The sequence below is a fragment of the Pusillimonas sp. SM2304 genome (assembly GCF_031628915.1).
Taxonomy (GTDB): Bacteria; Pseudomonadota; Gammaproteobacteria; order Burkholderiales; family Burkholderiaceae_B; genus Pusillimonas_C.
Genome location: NZ_JAVLUJ010000001.1, coordinates 627,961 through 646,124 on the forward strand (window position 1 = coordinate 627,961; position 18,164 = coordinate 646,124).

The following is an 18,164-nucleotide window of genomic DNA, read 5'->3' on the forward strand; positions in this document are numbered from 1 at the left end:
CATGCTAACGACGTAAACGGTTGAAAACAAACCGTATGATGGCTATACGAGCTATTTTTACAACACTTGATCGCATCTCATGATTGATTTCAAGCAAATCGACGCGTTTGTCTGGGTGGCCGAGCTGGGCAGCTTTCGCGCGGCGGCTGAAAAGCTCAACACAACGCAGCCGGCCATTTCCCAGCGCATTGCCGCCATGGAGTCCACCATGACAGTGCGGCTGTTCGAACGCGGCGCGCGCGGCATCAAACTGACCGAAAAGGGCCAGGAGCTTTTATCGCACGCGCAACGCATGCTGGAACTGCGCAACGACATGCTAAGGGTGGCCAAAGCGCACAATGCCGTGCGCGGCACCTTGCGTCTGGGTACGTCGGAAACCCTGGTACAGACCTGGCTGCACGACCTCATCGACGAACTGCACCAGAAATACCCCGCGCTGGTGGTCGAAATCCACGTGGACACCACGCATGTGCTCAGGAGCTTGCTGGCATCGCACCAGATCGACCTGGCCATGCTGCTGGGCCCTACCCAGGAACCCAAGGAATGCCACTTGCACCTGTGCGACTACGACTTGGCATGGGTCGCCAGCCCCTCGATGGGCCTGCATGGACGGCGCATCACGATCACCGAGCTGGGCCGCTATCCGGTGATCACCTATCCCTCGGTCAGCCAGCCTTACCATACCGTCAAAAGCTTCCTGCTTGAAGCGGGCATCAAAACGCCACGGATCTACGGCAGCGCATCGCTGAGCACTATCGTTCAAATGACGCTGCGCGGCATCGGCGCCAGCGTCATCGCTCCCGCCATCATTACGCGGGAGGTCGCGCAGGGCAAATTGTGCGTGCTCGATGTTGCCAAGACGCCCCCGCCCCTGAGCTTCTACGCGTGCTGGATAGACTCCCCCGACAGCCATACCGTGCGCACCGTCGCGCGCCTGGCCCAGCGCATTGCCAAAGGCTTTGAAGCCCAGACATAAGAAATATTTATCGCCGGGCATGCGAACTAACAATTGGACAAGGGGAGTAAGATAAGCTGCAATCTAGAAGCTGTATCAACACAGGTATAGAGCTTCCATGAATCAAGTCCACATCCGCCAGACGCTTGCCTCAGAGGCTGCCCGCTGCCGCGCATTGATTCGGCGAGGCGAGCATGCCGGACCCACCGCCGGGCTGGCCCCGGGCTGCGTACAGGCCAACCTGATGATCTTGCCGCGGCCGCTGGCCGACGAATTCCTGCTGTTCTGCCAGCGCAATCCCAAACCATGCCCGCTGCTGGCGGTGACCGAGCCGGGCCAGTATGCCGTACCCGCCGCCGGAGACGGCATCGACCTGCGCCGAGACGTACCCAAATACCGCGTCTGGCGCCACGGGGAACTGGTGTCCGAACCCGGGGACCTGATGGACGTCTGGCAGGACGATCTGGTGTCCTTCCTGATCGGATGCTCGTTTTCATTCGAAGAAGCGCTGCTGGCGGACGGCATCGACGTCCGCCACATCAGCCAGGGCGTCAACGTCCCCATGTACCGGACCAGCATTCCCACCGCGGGCGCCGCCAGCCTGAACGGTCCGCTGGTCGTATCCATGCGCCCCATGAAAGCCAGCGACGCGATCCGTGCCATCCAGATCACCTCGCGCTTTCCCTCGGTGCACGGCGCGCCGGTACACCTGGGCGACCCGGCGCACATCGGCATCCGCGATATCGGCCGGCCCGATTATGGCGACCCCGTCACGATCCACAAGGACGAAATTCCTGTGTTCTGGGCCTGTGGCGTCACGCCGCAAGCCATCATCCACACGGTCAAGCCGGCGTTCAGCATTACCCATGCACCCGGCCACATGCTGATTACCGATATCAGCAACACCAGCCTGGCTTCATTCTAGGCTTGGCGGGGCACAGTCCTTGCCTGCCCTGCGGGGCTTGTTTTTGCAGTGCGCCGCGTATCGGGCGCCTGTTCGCAGCGACATCCAACTACGTCGTGTTTTTTGCTTACCCCTGAGGAGATCGTAATGAAAAAAATGCTTTTATCGACACTGGCTGCCAGCACCTTGCTGATCAACGCCGGCGCCATAGCACAAGAAAAAGTAGCCGGCCTGCCCCAAACGCAATTACAGGTAGTGGGCGGGCTCAGCAACCTGACCGCTTACCAAAACTTCGAGCAGCCTTTCTGGACCAAGACCGTTCCCGATCTGTCCGAAGGCAAGATCACGACCACCATCAAAGGGTTCAACGAAATGGGCCTGAAAGGTCCGGAAATCCTGCGCCTCATCGGCCAGGGCGTTATCCCCATCGGCACGGCGACGATTGCCTACTTCGCCAGCGACAACCCGATCAACGAAGCCATCGACCTGGCCGGCCTGGCCCCGGACATCCAGACCGCCCGGGAAATCACCGACGCCTTCCAGCCTGCCTACGAGAAGTTCTACGCCAACAACAACATCAAGGTCCTCGGGTTTTCCACCTACCCTGCCCAAGTCCTGTTCTGCAACGCCGAAGTGAACGACCTGGCCGACCTGAAGGGCAAGAAGGTCCGCACCAGCAGCCGGACAACCGCTGAGTTCGTCCAGGCCCTGGGCGGTTCCAGCGTCACGATCCCATTCGGGGAAGTCGTGCCCGCCCTGCAAAATGGCGTCGTGGATTGCGCCATCACGGGCTCCATGTCGGGCTATTCGGCCAAATGGTACGAAGTCAGCACGCACCTGTACGCCTTGCCGATCAACTGGAATCAGCAGATCCATGCCGCGAACCTGGACTACTGGAACAAGCTGGACCCCAAAGTGCAGGACTTCCTGCAGAAAAACATCGATGTCATGACAGACAAAATCTGGGAAGCCGCCGGCAAGGAAACGCAGGAAGGCTATGACTGCAACACCGGCGCCGACGCGTGCACCCAGCCGGTCAAGGGCAAAATGAAACTGGTGGAACCCACCGACGCCGATCGGGAACTGCTCAAGAAAATCGCGTCGGAAACCGTGGTGCCCAAGTGGGCCGCACGCTGCTCGGCCGAATGCGTCCAGGACTTCAACGACACCATCGGCAAGAAGCTGAACATCACGGCAAGCAAATAGCCGCAACGGTGTCTGCACGGCGGCGGCATGGGCCGCCGCCAACCACCTGAACGGTGACCATCATGAACAACACAACAGAACGATATCCGCTGCTCAATCGGCTGCTGGCCAGCGCCACAAGCCTGTCGCGCGTCGCCATCTGGGTGGCCGGCGGCCTGACCCTGATCAGCGCCCTTTACATTACCGCCGATGTCATCACGCGAAAGGTCCTGGGCTTTGCCCTGGGCGGATCGGATGAATTGTCGGGCTACGCGTTTGCCATCAGCATTTCGTGGGCGCTGGCCTTTGCCACGCTGCAGCGCGCCAACATCCGCATAGATGCGCTGTACCAGCTCTTGCCGCCCCGAATCTGCGCCGTACTGGACTGGATCGCGCTGGTCGCGCTCGCGGTCTTCATCGCCTACCTGACCCGCTACGCCGGTGATGTCGCCATGCTGTCATGGACACGCAAGGCGACGGCCAATACCGTCATGGCCACCCCGCTGTGGATACCTCAGTTCCTATGGGTCGCCGGCCTGGCCTGGCTCTGCCTGGTATTGGCCCTGATGCTGATCCGCTCCTCGCTCGCGCTGGTCACCGGAGACCTCTCTACCATCCGCGCACTCTGCGGCATCCGCAGCACGCAGGAAGAAGCCGCCGAAGAAGCCGAAGCCGGCGAAAAAATGGTACTGGGAGACAAGCCATGATCACGACCACCCTGGTTTTACTGCTCGTCCTGCTCGGCATCAGCATACCGGTAGGCGCGGCGCTCGGCGTCCTGGGCCTGATCCTGGATCCCCTGTATTCCATGCTGCCGCTCACACGCGCCATCGGCGAAGTCTCCTGGGCCACCAGCAACGAATTCCTGCTCGTCGCCATCCCGCTGTTCGTCATGCTGGGCGAAATCCTGCTGCGGTCGGGCCTGGCGGAAAGAATGTATAACGCGATGAGCCTGTGGCTGTCGTGGCTGCCGGGCGGCCTGATGCACGCCAACATCGGCGCCAGCGCCCTGTTTGCCGCAACCTCGGGCTCCAGCGTGGCCACTGCCGCAACCGTCGGCACCGTGGCCATTCCGCAAATAAAAAAGAAGGGCTATAACGAATCGCTGTTCCTGGGCAGCCTGGCCGCCGGCGGCACCCTGGGCATCTTGATTCCGCCCTCCATCAATCTGATCATTTACGGCGTCCTGACCAATACCTCCGTGCCCCGCCTATACCTGGCAGGCATTATTCCGGGCCTGGCCATGGCTGGGCTCTTCATGCTGGCCATCGCCCTGGCCTGCGTCGTCAAACCCAAGTGGGGCGGCCAGAAAGTGTCGGCAAGCTGGGGGCAGCGGCTTGCCAGCCTGGTGCACCTGCTTCCGCCGCTGGGCATCTTCCTGCTGGTGGTGGGGTCTATTTACGCGGGGGTGGCCACGCCCACCGAAGCCGCTGCCCTGGGCGTGGTCGGCGCGCTGATCCTGGCGGCCTGCATGCGCCGGCTGACGCTGGGCATGCTGCGCGAGGTCATGGAAGGCACCATGAAGGCCACCGCCATGATCATGCTGATCGTTATCGGCGCCGCCTTCCTGAACTTCATCATGTCGGCCGCGGGCCTGACCACCCTGCTGACCAGCACCATCACCGGCCTGGATGTCTCGCCGACCACGATGCTGCTGATCCTGGTGGTCTTCTACCTGGTGCTGGGCTGCTTCATGGAAACCTTGTCCATGATGATCACGACCATTCCCATCGTGGCGCCCATCATGATCGCGCTGGGCTTCGACCCCGTCTGGCTGGGCATCGTCATCATCATTCTGGTCGAGGCCGCTCTGATCACTCCCCCTGTGGGCCTGAACTTGTTCGTGGTCCAGAGCCTGCGCAAGAGCGGCAGCATGAACGACGTCATGATAGGCAGCCTGCCCTTCGTGATCATGCTGCTCCTGATGGTGGCCCTGCTTGCGTGGGCTCCTGGCCTGGCGCTATGGCTGCCGCGCATTTTCAGTTAACGCATCATTTACGAGAACCGCTATGCAACTTTCCTTTGAACTGATCCAGGCCGGGCAAGCCCGCACTGTCGAGGTCGACATCACGACCTGCATCGTGGCCGGCTGGGCCGGCCGCGACCTGGCCGCCATCGAACACCACATTGAAGAACTGGCTGAACTGGGCGTGCCGCGTCCCAGCGCCGTACCGCTGTACTACCGCATCGCATCGAACCAGCTGACGCAGCAGGAAGAAGTCGAGGTGGTCGGTGACGGCTCGTCCGGCGAAGCGGAAGTCTTCATCTTCTCGCATCAGGGCAAAAGCCTGATCAGCCTGGCCTCTGACCACACCGACCGCAAGCTCGAAGCGCACAGCGTTGCCTTGTCCAAGCAACTGTGCGCCAAGCCGGTGGCCCGCACCGCCTGGGCCTACGACGACGTCGCCAGCCACTGGGACGAGCTCATCCTGCGGGCCTGGATAGAAGAGGACGGGAAGACGGTGCTGTATCAGGAAGGCCCGCTGGCGCTGCTGCGCCCCCCGCTGGAGCTGGTCGAAGGCCATTTTGGCCAGCCCGCCATCCCTGGTCATGCCGGCATGACCTGCGGCACCGTCGCCGCCATCGGCGGTATTCGTCCGTCGCCCGTATTTACCATGGAGCTGTTCGACCCGCGCCTGGAACGCAGCATCCGGCACCGCTATACTCTGAACATTCTGCCCGAAGTGGCATAAGCCTTACTACCTGAACGACATGCTGCCCACCCTGCTCGAACTGCAAACCGCATTGAATAACGGCGAAACCACCTCGCTGGAACTGACCCAGGCCGCCCTGGCGCGCATCGCCTTGCCCGAAGGGGCAGGCGCGCATACGTTCACCGCGGTGTATGAAAAGCAGGCGCTGGCCGCCGCCCAGGCCTCCGACCTGCTGCGCTCGGCCGGCCTGGCGCGCTCACCCATCGACGGCCTGCCCATTTCGGTCAAAGACCTGTTCGATGTCGCCGGCGACACCACGCGGGCAGGGTCGGTCGTGCTCAAAGACGCTCCGGCGGCCCAGCAGAACGCCGTCATCGTACAGCGGCTGATCGATGCCGGCGCGGTCATTGTCGGCAAAACCAACATGACCGAGTTCGCCTTTTCGGGGCTGGGTCTGAACCCCCACTACGGCACGCCCAGCAGCCCTTGGGATCGCGCCACCGGCCGCATACCGGGCGGCTCCTCGTCGGGGGCGGGTGTTTCCGTCGCCGACCGGATGTCGGTCGCCGCCATCGGCACGGACACCGGCGGCTCGGTGCGTATTCCATCGGCTTTCTGCGGCCTGACGGGCTTCAAGCCGACGGCCCGCCGCATCCCGCAAACAGGCGCCTTGCCGCTGTCTTTCAGTCTGGATTCCATCGGCCCCCTGGCCGCCACGGTAGCCTGCTGCGCCACCCTTGACGGTATCCTGTCGGGGCAAGCATCGCCGGCGCCCGTCCCGCCCTTACTGAAACAACTGCGCTTTGCCGTACCCGCCTCGGTCGTACTCGATGGCGCCGACGACCATGTACGCGGGGTCTTCGAACAAACTCTGGCCACCCTGCAAGCCCAGGGCGCACAGGTGGATGTGATCACACTGCCGGAGTTCGAGCAGCTTGCCGCCATCAACCGCCTGGGCGGCTTCGTCTGCGCCGAGGCCTGGGCATGGCACAAGCAGTTGCTTGAACAGCACGCCGGTCAATACGACCCGCGCGTCGCATCGCGCATCCTGCGCGGCAAAGACATGTCTGCGGCCGACTACATCGAACTGCTGGAAACCCGCCCCGCCTGGATTGCGTCGTTGCAACAGCGCCTGCGCCAGTACGATGCGCTGCTGATGCCCACCGTACCGGTCGTGGCGCCCGCCATCAAGACGCTGCAAGACTCGGACGACGCCTACTTTGCCGCCAATGGGCTGATTCTGCGCAACCCCACGCTCATCAATTTCTTCGACGGCTGCGCCTTGTCGCTGCCCTGCCATCCCGCCGGCGCCGCCCCCGTGGGACTGATGGTCGCAGGCCCGGCCATGCACGATCAGCACATCCTGAATGCGGGCGCCGCCATCGAGGCCGCCCTGGCCGCACAGCGGGGCTGACCCGCCGCCTGGCGGTTTCATTTCGCAGCAAAAATGTGTATTTTTGCTACACTCGTGTCGCATAGCATGTCGTAAACAGCACTATTAGCCTCAGGCGAGCTGAGCAAATTCGGCTTTGAACATGATCCAGACGACTCCTCCATGCCGAACGCACCCGAGACAATAGAGAAAGATAGCGAAGCGCATTTCCGGCGTTTTCCTATTTTTCTGGTCGCGTTCTCGCTGATGTGGCTGGGCGCATTGGCCCCCCTCGACCATCTCTGGTCAACGGCGCAATCCCTGCCCGGCCCCCTGATTTCACGCGACACCGCCGCCATTGCCTTTTTATTGGGCGCGGCCCTGTTTACTGCGCGCAGTGTGCCGCTGCTTTCACGCATGCTGGCATTCTTCTCGCTGGTCGTGTGTGCGTATCTGGCTGCGGAAGGCGTTGCCGTCGACGCCGAATCCGTCCGCACTCTGCTGATCAGCCTGTTATCGCTGGCCGCCATCTGCAGCAGCCTCGGCCCGGGCTGGCGGCAGGCATCGCGCATTATGTCCGCCCTGGTCATCATCGGGATCCTTTACCTTCGGCTGGTCTCCGCCTGGTTGCCGCCGACCATGTACGAGCATGCCAACTCGGCCAATCTGGAAACCCTGCTGGGCATATTGGGCGCCGGCGCCGTCTGGGCGACAAGCCGCCGTCCCAGAACCAGCCGCTTGCTCAACCATGAGCGCACGATTGCCATCATCGGCATCGTGGGCACATTGATTTCGGTGGCGGCGTGGTATGCCGTGACCGAACAAAGCCGCGGCAGCGCGCACAGTTTCGCCCAGACGGCGACAGCCCGCGTCGCGGAAAGCCTGCGCCACGAAGTCAGCGACCAGATTGCCCTGATAGACCGCATGGCCCGCCGCTGGGATGCGCTTGACGCCATACCTCCCGTTTCGCTGGTCAATGAAGAGCTGGTCAGCTATCTGGGGCATATCTACACACTCGAGTTCATCGCGGTCATCGACCCCAGCCACACCTTCCACTGGGCGCAAGGCGGCGACAGCCAGACCCGCAACTGGCTGGCTGGCTACCTGGGCACGCCCGACATGGCGATGTGGCTGGCCCACGCGCACCTGAATGCGCAGGCCCAGATGCGCAGCATAGACAGCACGACATCCTCGACCCCGCGCTCGCTCATCGCCGTCCCGCTGACCAGCGCATCGATGAAGGGCTGGACCATCGTGGCTATACAAAACCTGCCCGTACTTATTTCCAAGGCGCTTGGCCCCAATCTGGGACAGGTTCAGTTCCGCATCCAGGACGATGACCGGATTCTGTACGACAGCGTTGGCCAGTCGGGACGCATATCGCACATCGCCAACACGGCGGTTCCACTGAACAACGGGATGTCCTGGACCCTGTCTTCCTGGCACGTTCAGCACTGGTCGCAGCCGGTGACGCTATTGCCCAACCTGATCCTGCTGGTTTGCCTTGCCTTCACGCACACTATGATCGGGCTAAGAAAGCAGGCCCTGGTCCTGCTGCGCCGTTCGCAACAGCTTTACCACAGCGCCCTGCACAACTCGCTGACGGGCTTGCCCAACAAGGCTTCCCTGGAAAACAGGCTGGCGGAAATCTGCCAGGCACGCGGCAAAGGCCCGGTGTGGCTCGCCATCTTCGAGCTTGACGGCATCAAGCTGATCAATGACACCCTGGGCCATGGCGTGGGCGACTACGCCCTGCAAGAGGCCACCCGCCGAATCGTCACCGAAGTCGGACACAGCGGCTTCGTGGCCCAGATAGAAAGCAACGAGTTCGTTGTCGCGATGAACAGCACATCGCGGGAAGCCGTCACCGATCTGATCAACCGTATTCTGGATCGTTTCTCCGCCCCCTATCACTTCGACAACATGGAACTGCGCCTGACGGCCAGCGCTGGCCTGACCGGTAAAAGCGTGGGCATGGACAACCCCATGGGCCTGGTCAGCGAAGCCGACCTGGCGCTCGGCCGCGCCAAACGGGAAGCGCCCGGCGCCTGGCGGGAATATTCATCCAACTTGAGCGCCGCCGTCGCGGAGCGCCTGCAACTGCGCAACGAACTGCAGAACGCCCTTGACACCGATACCCTGGAGCTGCATTACCAGCCGGTGATCGAACGGGGGACGGGCGATATCGTAGCGGTGGAAGCCCTGCTGCGCTGGTTTCATCCCAAGCTGGGCACCATTCCCCCCATCAAGTTCGTTCCCCTGGCGGAAGACACCGGCCAGATCATCCAACTGACCAACTGGGTGCTGGACCGGGCCTGCCACGACCTCCGAAGGCTGCGCGACCGCCAGTTGGCCAGCTTCCATGTTGCGATCAACATTCCACCCCTGGTATTCGAACACAACGATTTCATCGATACCCTGGCCGCCACCTTGTCGCGCCACGCTTTGCCGGCCGAATGCATTGCACTGGAAATCACCGAAGGCACCATGCTTGGCGACCAGGCCATTACCATCGCCCGGCTCAAGACCCTGAACGCCCTGGGCATCAGAACCTCGATCGACGATTTCGGCACGGGCTACTCCAGCCTGAATTATCTGAAAAAGCTGCCCATCGACAAAGTCAAGATAGACAAGTCCTTCGTGAACGAAGTGATCAGCGACAGCGACGATGCCGCCATCGTCAAGGCCATTATCGGACTGGCCCACCACCTGAACCTCAAGGTGGTCGCCGAAGGCGTGGAAACGGAAGCCCAGTACCACTTCCTGAACGACAACGCCTGCGACCAGTTCCAGGGCTATCTGTTCGCCAAACCGCTGTCTTTCGCCGCCCTGGCGCAGCGCCTGAGGGAAAAAGACGGACGCGAAATACTGCCCGATGCCCTGGCGGCGGGCCGATCCATATAAACGCCCATTGACGCGCGAGCCGATGCAGGTTTAATGTGCAACTTGCCCATTCCAGCCTGTACCGGATTGCTATACAAAAAAAGTTGCGCACCCTCTCGCGCAACACTCATCAAAGGCGTTCACAGGAGACATCATGAAACTTTCCATCAAGCAGTTTGCATTTATGTTGTGTTTCTCGCTGGCGGCGGTACAAACGGCAAGCGCAGAAAACATTTCCATTGCCACTGGAGGCACTGGCGGGGTTTATTATCCGATCGGCGGCGGCATTGCCTCGGTCCTGTCCAAGAAAGTACCCGGCATGGAAGCCACGGCCGAAGTCACCGGCGGCTCGGTCGACAATCTGAAGCTGATTGATGGCGATGCCTCTTATATCGGGCTGGCCATGGCCGATGCCAGCCAGGACGCCTACAAAGGCGAAAACAAGTTCGAAGGGCAGAAGGTGCCTCTGCGCACCCTCATGATCCTGTATCCCAACCGCATGCACGTCGTCACCACTGAAGGGCGCGGCATCAACAGCGTGGCCGACCTGAAAGGCAAGCGCGTTTCCACAGGCTCGCCGGGCAGTGCCACCGAAGTCATGGCGTTTCGCCTGCTCGAAGCCGCGGGGCTCGACAAAGACAAAGACGTCAAGCGCGAGCGGCTGAGCGTGGCCGAATCGGTCAACGGCGTCAAAGACAACAAGATCGACGCCTTTTTCTGGGTGGGCGGCCTGCCTACGTCGGCCGTGACCGATCTGGCCAACACCCCGGGAACCAAGATCAAAATGATCGACAACGCCGACCTGGTCCCTGCCATGAATAAACAATACGGCAACCTGTACGTCGAAGACGTCATTCCGAAAACGACGTATCGCGGCATGGATGCCGACAACAAGCAGGCCACCGTCATGAACATCCTCGTCGCCAGCGAAAAAATGTCTGACGAAACCGCCTACAACATCGTCAAGACCATCTTCGAAAGCCGCGACGACCTGATCGCGGTCCACAAGGATACGGCCGAGTTCCAGCTCGACAAGCAAAAGGCATCGGCCACGCCGGTTCCATTCCATCCAGGCGCCATCAAGTACTTTGAAGAGCGCGGCGTCAGCATCAACTAAACGCCCGGCCCACCACCCCAACCTCGTACATGGTTGGGGTTTTTTCATTTACTGGACCCAAGCATGAATGACAAAATGGAATCGGATACGACAACAGCCGTTGTCAGTGACGAGGCCCTGAAAAAGGCCGAGGAATACATCGAAGAAGAAGAGGGCGCAGCGAATCGGATCGGCGGCTGGCTGGGCGTTTTCCTGGCGACCGTGGCGGTGGTGATGTCGCTGTTTCACCTGTATGCCGCCTACTCGATCGTACCCACGCAAACCTTGCGCCCCATACACGTGGGCTTTGTGCTGTTTCTATCGTTCCTGATCTTTCCCGTCAGCAAACGCTTTCGCCACCGCATCATGTGGTGGGACTGGCTGATCGCCTTGCTCTCTATTGCCATTGTCGTGTACCTGATCATGGGCGGCGATGACTTCACCGACCGCAACACACGGCCGCTGCCTTGGGACATCTTCTTCGGCGTATCGCTGATCCTGCTGGTGCTCGAAGCCATGCGCCGCACGATAGGCTGGATACTGCCCGCCATATCGATCTGCTTTCTGCTGTATGCCTTCCTGGGTCCCTACCTGCCCCATCCCTGGACCCACAAAGGCTACGAAATCGGGCGCATCGTCGGCTTCATGTATATGACGCTTGAAGGCATTTACGGCGTCGCGGTCGATGTGTCGTCTTCACTGATCATCCTGTTCACCATTTTTGGCGCTTTCCTTCAGTTCTCGGGCGCGGGCCGGTTCTACATCGACTTTTCCTTTTCAGCCATGGGCGGCAAACCCGCGGGCGCCGGACGCACGGTGGTGCTGGCATCGTTCCTGCTTGGGGGGCCGTCGGGATCGGGGGTCGCCACCACCGTCACCCTGGGTTCGGTGGCCTGGCCCATGCTGGCCAAAGTCGGATACGAGCGCAACGCCGCGGGCGGCCTGCTGGCGGCGGGCGGCCTGGGCGCCATCATCTCGCCGCCTGTCATGGGCGCGGCGGCCTTCATCATTGCCGAGTTCCTCAAGATATCCTATCTGGATGTCCTGCTGATGGCCGTCATTCCCACCTGCCTGTTTTATCTTGCCCTGTTCATGATGGTCGAGATAGACGTACGCAAGTACGGCATGAAGAACACCCTGATCAAGAAGGTGGACACCGTCTGGAATCTGACCCGGCACTATTGGTTCCACTTCCTGTCGCTGATCTCCATTGTGGCATTCATGCTGTGGGGTTTTTCGCCCGTCATGTCGGTGTTCTGGGCCACCATCGTGTCCTTCCTGACCAGTTTCCTGCGCTCCGACACGGCCATGATCTCTTATGATCTGTTCCGCGGCAAAGGGAAGGCGTCCGAGCTCTTTTTCCAGTCACCCCTGATTCAAGCGCTGCGGGCCGGTTCGGTCGGCATGCTCAATGTCGGCGCCACATGCGCCGGCGCGGGCATTATCGTCGGGATCGTCACCATGACCGGCCTGGGCCTGAAGTTCAGCGGGATCGTCATCGACTACGCAGGCGGCTCGCTGTTGCTGACAGCCATCTACACCGCGCTGGTCGTCTGGATCATAGGCCTGGCCGTGCCGGTCACCGCTTCGTACATCATTTGCGCCGTGATCACGGCGCCGGCGTTGATCAAGCTGGGCGTGCCCGACTTTGCCGCGCACATGTTCATCTTTTACTATGCCGTGCTGTCCGAGGTGTCTCCGCCCACCGCCCTGTCGCCATTCGCCGCCTCGGCCATCACCGGCGGCGACCCCTATAAAACCACCCTGCAGTGCTGGAAGTACACCATACCGGCCTTCCTCGTACCCTTTATCTTTGTGCTGGACCCCAGCGGCCAAAGCCTGCTGCTCATGGGCACGACCGAAGCCCTGGCCTCGGCAAGCTGGCTTTCCATCGCACAAATCACCTTCACGGCGGCGGCAGGCATTTTTGCCCTGGCCGTGGGCTTCCAGGGTTGGCTGATCGTACGGGCCTCGGTGCTCGAACGTGTCTTCCTGATCGTGGCCGGGTTCCTGCTGGTCTACCCCGGCCCGGTCTCGAATTCGATCGGATACGCCCTGATCTTGCTGGCCCTGGGGTCGCAATGGCTGCGGCGCAAGCAGGAGCCGGTACCCGCCTGATCAGCGTTGCGGCCAGTCGGGGCGGCTGGCGGCACGCCGTCCGGATTGGCCGGTCAGGGCGGGGTCAGTCCGCACGGCGGGGCAGCGGCCAGAACCCCTCCGACGGGAAATCGCTGGGCGCGCTGTCCAGCGTGCCTGCCTTCTGCTCGGCGACGCACTGGCCCAGTGCCTGGCACAGACGCTCCAGCGCAAGCTGCCCCGACGCCCCTTCTGTGATCTGGTCCCACCAAATACGGTGCACAGCGCGCACCCGCACAGGTACCCGCGGCAGGCCCAGACGCTGGGCCATCGCCAGGCGATGCAGCCCGCGATTGATTTTCAGGATGCGGCCCTCGCGGGAAATGGCCACGCCCAGGTCATCGCGGGTTACGTCGGCCACGTAGCCTTTGGCCGCCATATCATCCAGATAGCCGATATACACCCGCAGATAGCTTTTTATCTTTTCCGGCGTGTCCAGCAAGATACCCTTCTGGTGAGACGACCACGGCCTGCCCTGCTCGATACAGGCTGCCAGCTCCTGGAAGCGCTCGGTGCGTTCCAGTTGGTCGCGGTGTTCGTCGATGTCGCTGATGAAGCGATAGCGCGACCCCAGCCGCAGATCGTCGCGCCGCAAGTCCCAGTGGCCATCCCAGATGAATGCCATCGACGACGGCCGCTTTTCGACCTTCCGGGGCAGGAAAGCCACGTTGCGGATCAACGTGCGCGGGTCGATGTGCAGCGTCAGGGCTGGCGCCCCCAGGTATTCTTCAAGATTATGGCGCGGCAAGCCGTGACGCTCGATAAAGCGCGCGCCGCGTTTGCCGCTCAGCCAGCGCTTCAGCAATATGCGGCCAGCCGGCATGCCTATATAACGCTGGACATCATCACGCAAGGCCGCCGTCAGGCGGGCAAGCAGCACCCTTCGCCGTATCTCGAACGAGCCTAGCGGCATAAACTCCTTGTCCGTTTCCGGCCCCATCAATACAGCGCGGCCGGCGCGACGGGCGGCGGACCCCTCATCTACCTTGCTCATAGGTGGCTATTTTATGACGATTATTCTGGTTGATGACCACAGCCTGGCAAGAGAACGGCCCGTTCAGTCCCTTGAAAACGGCTTGCCGTCGAAATCCACGGTGACCAGATTACCGTCCAAGGCCCCCATCCCCGGTGCGTTCAGGGGCATGCCCGGCGCAGCCACCCCTTTCACCGATGTATCGGCCAGCAGTTTATGTACGGCGCTTGCCGGTACGTGGCCTTCAATAATCTGTCCGGTTCCATGCACCACCGCCGTATGGCAGGAGCCAAGCGCCGCCGGCACGCCGAGCCGCTGCTTGACCGAACCCATATCCGGCGTCTTGATGGCTTGAACGGTGAAGCCGGATTCGCGCATATACTCGACCCAGCCTGTACAACACCCGCAGTAGGGGTCCTGGTAGACGGTCAAGGAACGGTTGTCGGCATGCGCAGCCGCGGAAGCTACCAGCAAGGCAGCGGCCATTAATGCAGTTTTCATGTCTAGACGCCTTTCAATGGCTAGGGAATGTAATCAAGCATGCATTTTAGCCCGACGGCCCGGCCGATTCCCGCTGGCCGCATTGACCTGTGCGCCGCCGATATGGCATGGCTTGCCGATGCGCTGCTAAAGCCAATGGCAGTTAACATACCCTTGTCAACCACGGAGGGACACGACGCATGTTCGACCATTTCGCCACGCACACGCTGACATTGAGCGACGGTGTTCGCATACACGCAAGGACGGGCGGACAGGGCCCGGCGCTATTGCTCATTCATGGCCATCCGCAAAGCCATGTCATGTGGCATCGCATCGCCCCCGAGCTGGCCAAGCGCTATACCGTCGTCATGCCTGACCTGCGCGGCTGCGGCGACTCTGACCGGCCCGATCCGGGCGGAGACGACTCTGCCGCGTACTCCAAGCGCATCATGGCGCGCGACATGGTCGAGGTCATGCAGCATTTCGGCGCGGAAGACTTCCTGGTGGGCGGGCATGATCGCGGCGCGCGCGTTGCCCACCGCCTGGCGCTTGATCATCCCGAGCGCGTCAGGCGACTGTTTCTCCTGGATATTGCGCCCACCCTGGCCATGTATGAACGCACGACACAGGCTTTTGCGCGCGCCTACTGGCACTGGTTCTTCCTGATCCAGCCCGCCCCCTTGCCGGAACGCTTGATCGAAGCCGACCCGGTCGCCTACCTGCACAACGTCTCGGGCCGCAGGCACGCAGGCCTGTCCGCATTCCGGCCCGAAGCCCTGGCCGAGTACGAGCGCTGCATCGCCATACCCGGAACCGCCATGAGCATCTGCAGCGACTATCGCGCTTCGGCAGGCATAGACCTCGAGCATGATCGTGCCGACAGGAGCAAGGGACACCATGTGTCCGCGCCGCTGCGCGTGCTGTGGGGTCAGCACGGCGCCGTCGGGAAATGTTTCGACGTCCTGGCCTTATGGCGCGAGGTATCGCATGGCGCGGTATCGGGACATGCGGTGGACTGCGGCCACTATCTGGCAGAGGAAAAGCCGGACGAGGTCCTGCAGGATATGCTGGCGTTCTTCCAGGACGGCGCGGCGGGATGACCGTCCCGTGATCCGCTGGTTCGCGCGGGACGGCGTCAACCCAATAAGGACTTGGGCATGTTGACGATCATATCGGTTACGCCCCGTGTTCCGTGGCCGGGGCTCATATGATGAAACATTGCACTGGCGGCCGCCTGCGGATCGCCGGAAAGCAATGCCTTCAGTACTTCAGTGTGATGCGAATAGGAAGTCTGTATGCGGCCGACCGCGCCAAACGCATGCCGCCGGTAAGCACCCGTCTTGGTGCGCATTCTTAATATCTCTTGGCGCAGATAGGGGTTACGCGACCCCTTGTACAGCATCTCATGGAAGGCAAGATTGGCTTCCTGCCAACCCAGCTCGTCATTCGCATCGACAATCGGCAAAGTATCTTCGTGCAGTAGGCTCAATGCCTCGCGCTCTTCCGGCGACATACGTTCACAGGCGTAGCGCGCGCAAAGGCTTTCGAGTTCTGCAAGCAGTTCCCACATCGACAGCAACTGCTGAACATCCATCTTGGCCACGACCATGCCGCCGCGCGACAAGCTGGTGAGCAGCCCCTGTGCCTGCAGCTGCAGCAAGGCCTCTCGCACAGGAGTGCGTGAAACCTCATACCGAGCCGCCAGTTCGCTTTCATCGACCTGATCACCAGGCAATAAAGTCCCCCCTAGAAGCTGGCTTTCGATTTCTTCTCGAATTCTGTCGCTGACCTTCATCCGCAAAACTTCCCTAGTAGTAGTACTAATACCGTGGCCTTCTTTTTTATATATACTAGCACACAACTTAATATATTTTTAATGATGATAAATATACATTAATGGCTTGTTTAAACAAACTTGAACCGGACTCAATATTACCCGAGCGCAGACTGCGCGAGCTCGGTATTGAACTCGATTCTGTCACGTCAAGGCAGGCGGGCAAGGCCGCGCAACGCCTGGCTAGGTTCTTTCAGCCGGCATCGGACGCCGCCAAGGCAAGCAGCCAGACAGCGCCGGCGACATCGTTGCGCGCAGCGCCGCCCACCGCAACAGGATCTTCCCCGGCGCACGCGCGGCCTTTCATCAAGCCGCTACCGTCGAACGAACTGCCATCAAGCATTGCCGGGCTGCGTGCCTGGATACGGCAGGGACGCCTGTCGGTACACGAATCCCTGGACATTCAGCGCCGCTCATTCGAAGCCGCCGATATCCGCATCCACAGCGTCGTACGCTTCTGCCAAGAGACCGTCCCGGTCAACGCGAATGGCTCCCTTGCGGGCGTCGGGCTGGCACACAAAGACAATATTGCTTGCGGCGAATTCGCACCCGGCAACGGGCAGGCTGAAGGCGAACGTCCGGCAGACGTACCCGCTATGGCGCCTGTCATTCGCACGCTGCAAGCCAGCGGCGCCACCCAGATGGCGGCGCTGGCCATGGCTGAGCGAGCCTGCGGCGCCACATCAGAAAACCATCACTTTCCCGATGTCGTGAACCCCTTGAACGAAGCCTGGTTCGTGGGCGGCTCCTCCAGCGGGTCCGCCGCGGCCGTGGCGGCGGGGTTCTGCTATGGCGCGCTGGGAACCGACACCGCGGGTTCCGTCCGCATTCCCGCGGCATCCTGCGGCGTGCTGGGCTTGAAACCGTCGCGCGGCCTCTTATCGGGCGAAGGCGTACTGCCGCTGGCGCCCAGCCTGGACACGGTTGGCTTGATCGCGCGCTCCGCAGCGGATCTTCACACGCTTTATCTTGCGGCGGCAGGCAAGACCCCGGCCACGATTGATCAGACGCAAACACCCGCTCGCATAGCCAATGCGCTGGACCTATCCACCATGCATCCCCACGTTGCCGAGGTGCTCGCGTCTTTCCTGTCCCGGCAGGCGCCGGCCCAGGCATGGCAACAGACTCCGCTCGAGTTTCCGCGCGAGGCCGCCGCCTTCGGCGAAACCCTGTTCTATTACGAAGCGGCGCGGCACCACATGGCGGGCCTGCGGGCCTCGGCAGGATCGATGAACACCGCAGCGCGGCAGCTCTGCGCCCAAGGGCTGCTCCTGCCGCAGGCGTGGTACGCCCACGCCCTCTCTGAAAGGCCGCGCCTGAGCAAAGCATTTACGGACCGGTACTTCAGCAATGCAGACATCTTGATCTGTCCCGCCTTTTCGATACCGGTTCCCGATCGCGGACAGGTGTCCTTTGCCAGCCCGGACTTCGACCCCGCCGTCCTGCTCGAAATGTATCGATGGATGATGCCGGCCAATTTCCTGGATCTGCCTGCGCTGGTCATGCCCGTGGGGGCGGATCAGGAAGGCCGCCCCGTGAGCGTGCAGATCCTGGGGCGCCCAGGCACAGAATCGCTGATTCTGGACTTCGCGCGCAAATTTGAAGTGGAAAACTGCGGACGGATGGGTCAGCCCGACCCGGACGCGCCGCCTATGCAAACAACGTATGTATATTGAATTGAAGGTAGGATTG

Annotated in this window: 15 protein-coding genes; 12 read left to right on the forward strand and 3 right to left on the reverse strand. The window is 61.6% G+C overall.

Going from position 1 to position 18,164, the window contains the following annotated elements; all coding sequences use genetic code 11:
* Nucleotides 1-79 precede the first annotated feature (79 nt).
* From RE432_RS02890 to RE432_RS02935, 10 genes are all read left to right on the forward strand, one after another.
* Nucleotides 80-976, forward strand: coding sequence for a LysR family transcriptional regulator (locus tag RE432_RS02890; RefSeq protein ID WP_310931709.1), 897 nt, complete (start codon nt 80-82; stop codon nt 974-976).
* Between the two features lie 97 nt (nt 977-1,073).
* Entirely contained in the window at nt 1,074-1,880 is an 807-nt protein-coding gene (locus RE432_RS02895) for a putative hydro-lyase (protein WP_310931710.1), read from the forward strand.
* 126 nt (nt 1,881-2,006) lie between these two features.
* Nucleotides 2,007-3,065 (forward strand): TRAP transporter substrate-binding protein, encoded by a 1,059-nt coding sequence (locus tag RE432_RS02900; protein WP_310931711.1) that lies wholly within the window; start codon nt 2,007-2,009, stop codon nt 3,063-3,065.
* Between the two features lie 62 nt (nt 3,066-3,127).
* On the forward strand, nt 3,128-3,751 hold the full coding sequence (locus tag RE432_RS02905; protein ID WP_310931712.1) for a TRAP transporter small permease: 624 nt from the start codon (nt 3,128-3,130) through the stop codon (nt 3,749-3,751).
* Nucleotides 3,748-5,031, forward strand: coding sequence for a TRAP transporter large permease (locus RE432_RS02910; RefSeq protein WP_310931713.1), 1,284 nt, complete (start codon nt 3,748-3,750; stop codon nt 5,029-5,031). Before RE432_RS02905 ends, RE432_RS02910 begins: the two co-directional genes overlap by 4 nt.
* Nucleotides 5,032-5,053: 22 nt before the next feature.
* Nucleotides 5,054-5,737, forward strand: coding sequence for a DUF2848 domain-containing protein (locus RE432_RS02915; RefSeq protein ID WP_310931714.1), 684 nt, complete (start codon nt 5,054-5,056; stop codon nt 5,735-5,737).
* A gap of 19 nt (nt 5,738-5,756) precedes the next feature.
* Nucleotides 5,757-7,112, forward strand: a complete 1,356-nt coding sequence (locus RE432_RS02920; protein WP_310931715.1) for an amidase — start codon at nt 5,757-5,759, stop codon at nt 7,110-7,112.
* Nucleotides 7,113-7,253: 141 nt separating this feature from the next.
* Complete coding sequence (locus RE432_RS02925; protein WP_310931716.1) at nt 7,254-9,974, forward strand: bifunctional diguanylate cyclase/phosphodiesterase; 2,721 nt, start codon at nt 7,254-7,256, stop codon at nt 9,972-9,974.
* Between the two features lie 133 nt (nt 9,975-10,107).
* Nucleotides 10,108-11,070, forward strand: a complete 963-nt coding sequence (locus tag RE432_RS02930) for a TAXI family TRAP transporter solute-binding subunit (protein WP_310931717.1) — start codon at nt 10,108-10,110, stop codon at nt 11,068-11,070.
* 63 nt (nt 11,071-11,133) lie between these two features.
* Nucleotides 11,134-13,167 (forward strand): TRAP transporter fused permease subunit, encoded by a 2,034-nt coding sequence (locus RE432_RS02935; RefSeq protein WP_310931718.1) that lies wholly within the window; start codon nt 11,134-11,136, stop codon nt 13,165-13,167.
* Between the two features lie 64 nt (nt 13,168-13,231).
* On the opposite strand, the gene RE432_RS02940 is transcribed toward RE432_RS02935, so the two are convergent.
* Together RE432_RS02940 and RE432_RS02945 are read right to left on the reverse strand one after the other, a co-directional pair.
* Nucleotides 13,232-14,179 (reverse strand): hypothetical protein, encoded by a 948-nt coding sequence (locus RE432_RS02940; RefSeq protein ID WP_310931719.1) that lies wholly within the window; start codon nt 14,177-14,179, stop codon nt 13,232-13,234.
* A gap of 63 nt (nt 14,180-14,242) precedes the next feature.
* Nucleotides 14,243-14,659 carry a DUF411 domain-containing protein gene (locus tag RE432_RS02945; protein ID WP_310931720.1) on the reverse strand — a complete coding sequence of 139 codons (417 nt, stop codon included), beginning with the start codon at nt 14,657-14,659 and terminating at the stop codon, nt 14,243-14,245.
* A gap of 179 nt (nt 14,660-14,838) precedes the next feature.
* On the opposite strand from RE432_RS02945, the gene RE432_RS02950 reads away from it, so the two are divergent.
* Nucleotides 14,839-15,738: an alpha/beta hydrolase gene (locus RE432_RS02950; RefSeq protein ID WP_310931721.1), complete on the forward strand. Its 900-nt coding sequence runs from the start codon at nt 14,839-14,841 to the stop codon at nt 15,736-15,738.
* Between the two features lie 35 nt (nt 15,739-15,773).
* Here RE432_RS02950 and RE432_RS02955 read toward each other — a convergent pair whose 3' ends face one another.
* A complete protein-coding gene (locus tag RE432_RS02955) occupies nt 15,774-16,433 on the reverse strand; it encodes a GntR family transcriptional regulator (protein WP_310931722.1) in 660 nt (219 codons plus the stop codon).
* A 101-nt stretch (nt 16,434-16,534) separates the two neighbouring features.
* Here RE432_RS02955 and RE432_RS02960 point away from each other — a divergent pair, with 101 nt between their 5' ends.
* The gene (locus RE432_RS02960) at nt 16,535-18,148 is read left to right on the forward strand and encodes an amidase (protein WP_310931723.1); all 1,614 of its coding nucleotides are present in this window, start codon (nt 16,535-16,537) and stop codon (nt 18,146-18,148) included.
* The last annotated feature ends 16 nt before the right edge of the window (nt 18,149-18,164 follow it).